Consider the following 6,288-nt stretch of genomic DNA (forward strand, 5'->3'; position numbering starts at 1 on the left):
AAGATTCTTTTTTCAAGAATCTTTTAATCAATTAAAAGCCATCGTATACGGATTAATCTAATTATCCGTAACTCGGTGAATCATCATCATTTGATTTATCCTGGTCATTTTCCTGTTCTTGCTCTTGTTCTTCCGTATTTTCAAGCTTCAGGACTAGATCGTATGGTTCAATGATACTGTCCATGACTTTTAAAAGGTAAGAGAGGTCTTGTTCCATCGGTTCTAGGTTTTCATAGTTTTCACCGACATAAAGCTCTTGATCTGTCAGTGAACGTTTAAACGCATAGTTCCAATCTGATACGGCGACCTTGCTATATACCATGGTGTAACCAGCATCATTCGCCAGCTGGTTCATCATCAGTTTTGCAGCGCGACCGTTACCCTCTTCAAAAGGGTGAGCTTCATTTAACTTGGCATAAAGCTGAGTGAACTCTTGCACAAACTGGTCTTTGTCCAAACCTTTCAGGTGGTCTTTTTCTTTAACCGCCTGTGAGAACTTATTCAGTTCATCAGGGATCAGGTTTTTATCTAGGAAATGACCGATTTCATAATTACCGTTCGGGTCGATCGCACGTTTAGAAATGTCGTCCAGACGCACTTCTCCAGCCCAATCGTAAATATGCTCAAAGATTTTTTCATGGATTTTAGAGAGGTGGTCGAGATCATAATTGCCACGTAAAGGCGAAATTTCCATTTTCGCTATTCGATGTTCCGTGATTTCTTTTTCCAGTGCCTTTTTATAGTCGCCTTGCGCTTGGCAACTGGTAGGTTGAGATAAGATGTCTTTTGCATCTAAATAAAACTCAAGTTTATCGTCCATATTGTTCTACTTATGAGTGATTGGGTTTGGTAATCCGCTGTAAGCTAGATTAGGTTGTATTCGCGATGATTAGGCTTTGTTTTTAAGTGCATTCCATTTCTTCATCAATGCAGCTTCTTCCTCGTCAAATGTTGTTTGACCAGTTGCTAAGCGCTCCATACGTGCGTTTGATGATGCTTCACATGCTTTAACAATGTGAGGGGAGAACTCTTGAGCTACATTGCCTTGAGCAGAACGGTATGCAGCACGTACACGGTCTTCGTATTTCACTTCTTCAGACATATCGGTTTCCTGTATCAACAATCAGTAAATTACAATAATTGTAACCCCAAACAAGGGGCGATTCTTGCTAAATTGCGTATAAACAATCTTATTGGTATATACCGATTAACAAAATCAAATAAGATTAAAATTCCAAAAAAATCAAATATCGTATATTAAGTATATATTTTAAGTATATACAGGAAAGGCGTAACATGAACGTATTCAAAACACTAAAACTATCTGCAGTTGCAATAATCTCAGTGTCTATGTCGTGCGCTGTTTTAGCTAATGGTTCTTTAAATAACCTGAATACAAACAGCTTAAAATCTGCTGTTGCGCTTTCTCCTACTGCTAAAAACAAACTTAAAGTTGAGCGTTTGCTTAACACTAAAACACCGTACCAGATTGAAACTGGTGCGGTACTTAAAAAAGTGAAGTATTCAAAACACTTTAATATGAACGTTCAGATGTCTAGCAAAACTGCAGATAAATACTCTTCTGATGAAACTGACTCTTTAAACCGCTTTGTGAATGAAAAGATTCATCCGTTTTATTGCTCTGTATTCGCCAATGCTCCAGTTAAACCAGATCTGTATGTAGACATCGTGGACAATCAGGGTAAATCATTCTTTGGAAGTGCTGAGCGTTATTCAGATACTTGCCAATAGTTTTAAGGGCTAAATATTACATAGATCTGTTAACGCCGTTTTAGGCAAAACAAATAGACCGCTTAATTGCGGTCTATTTGTTTTTATACTGGCACCTAAAACCTTATGGAAAGGTCTTAGGTAGCACCGCTGTATAGCCTACGATCTTGCGTATTTTGATCTGCATATCAAGATGCAACGGCTGTACTGTCAAACGATTGAAGTAAGACTTAATCTCGCGCATCCACGCATGGAAACGATCATCACAATGACGCATAAGCTTCTTAAGGTGATTGCGGTCAGCTTCTTGTAAGAAACTGAGTTCGCTGTCGATTGACCAAAGATTAATATCCTGATCATCTATACATAACAAGTACTGCGTATCAACGACCAATGAAGATACCAACTTGCCTTGGTCTTGCTTGTAGATCAGCTCAAAATCAACTTGTGCATCTAAAGCGCCGTTGATGTTTTCGATTTGAATGTCACGGCGTAAACGTACTGGTAGCTCCAGCAGTACAGTATTCTTATTTGACTGGTAATAATCAGCACGGACTTGGCTATCCCATGCAATATTTTCCAACATAAAATTTTGAAAAGAGGTGAGAGAATTTTCTTGTAGACCGACAACTTTTGTTTTAGATAAGATTTCAAAGTTCATATAATTTCTCCAAATGGTGAGCATTGAGCTCATACATTCATTATATTTCACTGTACATTTTTAAAACTTTTTTCAAAAAATATAGATTGTTTTAATGCTGTCCACGTTTACATTACATAGACAATGGCAAAAAATCTAATTAAACTGACCTTGAATAAGAAATGCGTTCAAGTGTTTTGTGTTTTTTTATTCACCTTTCAATTTTAAAGAGCCAGGCGTTTTGCGTCTGGTTCTTTGCTTTCTGGTATATACCAAGCACATTTTAGTAATGTGCATTGACCAATCTCAATCATAAAGTTTCAGTTTTAAACCTTATTTATCGCTACGATTAAGCCAGTTGCTAGATGGGCTTTAAGATATGAATGCATCAAGTACAATAGCTTTAATGGCTGTATCTATTGGTTTTCCAGTGGTATTAAACTTTGACTTTGCTTTTACTTATTTAATTGGTTTTACCTTATTCGCCTGCACGATCGTTTTAATGTCTATGATTGTGTTTTTTGTTTATAACAGTGCTGTGACGGAAAAGATTAGCGTAATAATTAAAAGGATGTTCTTTTTTGCTGGTTATTGCGCTTGTGTATTAGGTGCGGTTTTCCTTACAAGATGTCTAGTTTAGTACGTTAATGTTTAATGCATATTTGCTAAATAAGTAATACCCAAACATACAGATCGCTAATGTAATTACCGTCACTTTACGCGTTGAGTTCACAACTTCAGCACTGTCTTTCTTGCTATTAAAAATACCAACTTTGATCAACTTAAACACTGAGTCTAAAAGGGTGATGGCAAACCACGTTCCTAAAAAGTAAATTGCCATGGTCAAATATTCCTGTTTGTGCAACACATACTTATATAAATAGACCAGTGTAGTGACCACAATTAATGAAAATGAAGCGCCATAGTGCAAGGTTTTGACGGCATTGCGATGTTGTTTTTCATTGTTGATGTTAATCGCTGCGTTGATAAAACAAAAAATTGCCAATTGTCCAATGATGACGACAATCCCCATTGCAAATAATTGGATGTTAAGACCATAAGCCTCTTCCACTAAAATTACGGCGCTTGCAAACGCAAGGAACATTAAATATATGAGATATGGCATGATTCTCTTGGTATGAAGCGATGATATTGGATGATTCTAGGCTAAGGTTCAAAAAAAAAGAAGTATGCTGGTCGCAACATACTTTCGATCTGATCAGGCTTCTACGTTCTGATTGATATAGTTTTTGTAGGCTAACTTCACTTCACTTAAAAGGGCTTCTTTCAAAACACCTTTGTCTTTTATCGTTGGATTGTGCAAACCAAGTGACGCACGGCGCTGTTTAGTGGTGTTTTTATTGGCATCTGTTACCCAAACTGAGTCGATATAATCATCAACTAAAGCATGCAATTCGTTTGGTTTTACTGCATTGTCTAAATTGGAAAGTATAGCCTTATTGTTTACGATCGCTAAACTTTCATCATATTCTCGATAGCTTGTACGTAAAGAATTCTTAAAATGAAGCAATTGATCTTCAATTTTTAATTTACCGCCATCAAGCTCGATGTCGATTACAAATGTCGTGATTTTAGATGATAGACCTAAAACACCAACTGATTTAACGCGAACAATAGTATCCATAACAACTCCAAGGTTTTGAGCAATTAGCTCAGGTAAAACGGTTAAACTTTTGTGAGATCTGCTTCAATATCTATCAGCAATTCTTTTACTGCTTTCATGTGTGGCAATAAAGTATAGGTGTTCATTTCGCTATTAAATGCACCAGCTTCAAGTTGTACACCAGCAATAAACGGCTCATTGATTAAGTTGTTGCCAATGAGATGACTTAAGCAAGCCTGTACCAGTTTGTTATTTTCTTCAGACTTAACCAGTAGGGGATACAAAACCACGAGTATTGGTAAATCACAAAACTCCATGTTGTTTGCATCAAGTAGCTGTTTAAGTGCATCCTTAATATCTTCATTGAGAACCAACAGTTCTAAACCTTTTTTCATGTCTTTATAGGCGTTATCAATGGCTACTTCGGAAAAGTAAAACCAATCGCGCTGGTCATCGAGCATGAAGCTATCTAATGCAGCGATTTTCTGTAAGATCTGCAATTGTTCAGGGTTGAACGTGCGAATCGCTGTTCCATTGATTTTATGCTGTAACAACAGCTTTAACGCCTTTTGCGCTTGATCGTTTAACTGCTGTACTTCTTGATTGAAGAAATTGCATAACTGATTCGACAGATCTACAAAGATAGAATTGTCATAGCAATCAGGTACCACGTTTTGAGTGGATAGCAACATAAAGCCATTTTCTGACAGCTCAGGATTCATATAGATACAAAGATTATGATCTTCGGTCAGCTCTGCAAAACCTTTTAAAGTGGTATATGCAATTTCATGATCAGGCAATTCAATGCCAGCATGGATATTAATGTGGAAGCTTGGGCTTTGGTCGCCGTGGTCTTGATCTGCAGTACTGATCATAGATAACAGGGTTTCCAAAAGCGCCGTATTCTTACGAATAGGCGACATAGCTTCATTAATTAAGATAAAGCTACTATTCATTAAAGTGCCTCCAAGAATAGTGAGCCCACAATATCAGTATTGAGTGGGTTAATTTCAATGAATTCGACTAGCTCCAGCGCTTTATCAACTGTGAGTTCCTTAGCGCGGAAATCAAAAAGTGTATCCACGCCAACGCCATCAATCACACCATATGAAGACATCAACTCTTCCAATTCAGGGATATTTTGATAATTTTCTTCAGCCAAGTTTTCCAAGGTCAAAAGGGCATTATCCACATGTGATTTGAACATGTGGGCAAGGAAGAAAGCTAAACGGTGCTCATGAGGTGCTCGAATGAAGAAATACTCACTATGCTCGTCATCGTTAGAATCCTGGCGTGACGCTTTAACCAAAAACAAAGGTAAATTGTCAGTACTGCCGTAAACTTCGTTAAAATCGATCGGGCAAAAATTAGGGTTTAAATTCATGAGCTTTCTCCAAGTTTTAAGCTATTTGCTTGATTTGGTTTCATTATATTAAGAATATGAACGGATAAAGTTTTTTTAAAAAATACTTATTTAAGCATCCAGAAAGAATTAATAATGACGAGCGCCATTGCAGCGCTAAAAATTCAAAACCTTTTTTAATCAATTAAAAAAACATCGTTTACGTTTTTAAGCGCAACTTTAAGAGATTTCTCTCTTAAAGGCTTAGTTTATTCAAAAGTGTTGGTGTATAAGTCGGTCTTAATAAGATTAAACACATACTCACATTCAACAACGAGATTTGCATATTCATCATCAAAACATTGTTCATCTTCAAGCATAATTTCAAGATTTAAAGGCTCAATCACTGAATAAGGGTTTTTGACGCCAGTTTCTTTGTAATTTGAAATAATGACCTGAATTGCTCTAGATGCAAAGTTACCCTCAAGCGTGTGGCTAAAGTAGAAACGATTTCTTGTATCGCTGTGAGTGCTGTCGATAGGTTCTAAAGCTGTACCAAACTTGTAGGTAGTCAGCAACTCTATAACGTCTTGAGCAAATGTCGAGTTTAAAGGGGCATCACTTTTTAGGTTGAATGCAATGTCTTTAAACTGCTTCAAGATTTCTTGCTCTTTAGACTCGTTAAAGTTTTTGAAATATTCGTCATACTTATGCTCACCATGATTCGACAAAAGTTTATGGTGGTAGTTGTATTCGTCTACCACGGTCAACAGGTCAAGTTTTTGCAATAATTCAAACTCGTCTTTTGTAATTTCTTTAAAACCTAAAACGTAAAAAGAATCACCGCTGATTTCCCAAGAGTCATAGCGAGTTTTAAAATCATGTTCTTCTAATAAGGTTTCAATGTCTTCAAGTTCTTCACTCTCATAGCTTGAATACTTAAACAGGGTG

Annotated in this window: 9 protein-coding genes; 1 reads left to right on the forward strand and 8 read right to left on the reverse strand. The window is 36.8% G+C overall.

Translation table 11 applies throughout. From position 1 onward, the window contains the following. Positions 1-61: 61 nt before the first annotated feature. Both ACY3FQ_RS16515 and ACY3FQ_RS16520 read right to left on the reverse strand, forming a co-directional pair. Positions 62-820: a Fic/DOC family protein gene (locus ACY3FQ_RS16515; protein WP_024160753.1), complete on the reverse strand. Its 759-nt coding sequence runs from the start codon at positions 818-820 to the stop codon at positions 62-64. 69 nt (positions 821-889) lie between these two features. Further along, positions 890-1,102, reverse strand: a complete 213-nt coding sequence (locus tag ACY3FQ_RS16520) for a hypothetical protein (RefSeq protein ID WP_005006071.1) — start codon at positions 1,100-1,102, stop codon at positions 890-892. Between the two features lie 194 nt (positions 1,103-1,296). On the opposite strand from ACY3FQ_RS16520, the gene ACY3FQ_RS16525 reads away from it, so the two are divergent. Next, positions 1,297-1,752, forward strand: coding sequence for a hypothetical protein (locus ACY3FQ_RS16525; protein ID WP_032056395.1), 456 nt, complete (start codon positions 1,297-1,299; stop codon positions 1,750-1,752). A 103-nt stretch (positions 1,753-1,855) separates the two neighbouring features. Here the strand turns inward: ACY3FQ_RS16525 and ACY3FQ_RS16530 are convergent, their stop codons facing one another. From ACY3FQ_RS16530 to ACY3FQ_RS16555, 6 genes are all read right to left on the reverse strand, one after another. Further along, the gene (locus tag ACY3FQ_RS16530; RefSeq protein ID WP_032056393.1) at positions 1,856-2,392 is read right to left on the reverse strand and encodes a hypothetical protein; all 537 of its coding nucleotides are present in this window, start codon (positions 2,390-2,392) and stop codon (positions 1,856-1,858) included. A gap of 610 nt (positions 2,393-3,002) precedes the next feature. Then, positions 3,003-3,497, reverse strand: a complete 495-nt coding sequence (locus ACY3FQ_RS16535; protein ID WP_252099425.1) for a hypothetical protein — start codon at positions 3,495-3,497, stop codon at positions 3,003-3,005. A 93-nt stretch (positions 3,498-3,590) separates the two neighbouring features. After that, positions 3,591-4,016 carry a hypothetical protein gene (locus ACY3FQ_RS16540; RefSeq protein ID WP_024160748.1) on the reverse strand — a complete coding sequence of 142 codons (426 nt, stop codon included), beginning with the start codon at positions 4,014-4,016 and terminating at the stop codon, positions 3,591-3,593. Positions 4,017-4,057: 41 nt separating this feature from the next. Then, positions 4,058-4,951 (reverse strand): hypothetical protein, encoded by an 894-nt coding sequence (locus tag ACY3FQ_RS16545; RefSeq protein ID WP_024160915.1) that lies wholly within the window; start codon positions 4,949-4,951, stop codon positions 4,058-4,060. Then, complete coding sequence (locus ACY3FQ_RS16550; protein WP_098733175.1) at positions 4,951-5,379, reverse strand: hypothetical protein; 429 nt, start codon at positions 5,377-5,379, stop codon at positions 4,951-4,953. The genes ACY3FQ_RS16545 and ACY3FQ_RS16550 overlap by 1 nt, the downstream gene beginning before the upstream one ends. A gap of 227 nt (positions 5,380-5,606) precedes the next feature. Then, positions 5,607-6,288, reverse strand: a 682-nt coding sequence (locus ACY3FQ_RS16555) for a hypothetical protein (RefSeq protein ID WP_269494899.1), incomplete at its 5' end; no start/stop codon positions are given.

Source organism: Acinetobacter sp. AB03 (genome assembly GCF_058107045.1).

Bases quoted from the DNA above. Each gene is read 5' to 3' on its own strand.
- ACY3FQ_RS16545 (WP_024160915.1), bottom strand. From the start codon at position 4,951: ATGAATAGTAGCTTTATCTTAATTAATGAAGCTATGTCGCCTATTCGT.
- ACY3FQ_RS16530 (WP_032056393.1), bottom strand. From the start codon at position 2,392: ATGAACTTTGAAATCTTATCTAAAACAAAAGTTGTCGGTCTACAAGAA.
- ACY3FQ_RS16535 (WP_252099425.1), bottom strand. From the start codon at position 3,497: ATGCCATATCTCATATATTTAATGTTCCTTGCGTTTGCAAGCGCCGTA.
- ACY3FQ_RS16540 (WP_024160748.1), bottom strand. From the start codon at position 4,016: ATGGATACTATTGTTCGCGTTAAATCAGTTGGTGTTTTAGGTCTATCA.
- ACY3FQ_RS16520 (WP_005006071.1), bottom strand. From the start codon at position 1,102: ATGTCTGAAGAAGTGAAATACGAAGACCGTGTACGTGCTGCATACCGT.
- ACY3FQ_RS16550 (WP_098733175.1), bottom strand. From the start codon at position 5,379: ATGAATTTAAACCCTAATTTTTGCCCGATCGATTTTAACGAAGTTTAC.
- ACY3FQ_RS16515 (WP_024160753.1), bottom strand. From the start codon at position 820: ATGGACGATAAACTTGAGTTTTATTTAGATGCAAAAGACATCTTATCT.
- ACY3FQ_RS16525 (WP_032056395.1), top strand. From the start codon at position 1,297: ATGAACGTATTCAAAACACTAAAACTATCTGCAGTTGCAATAATCTCA.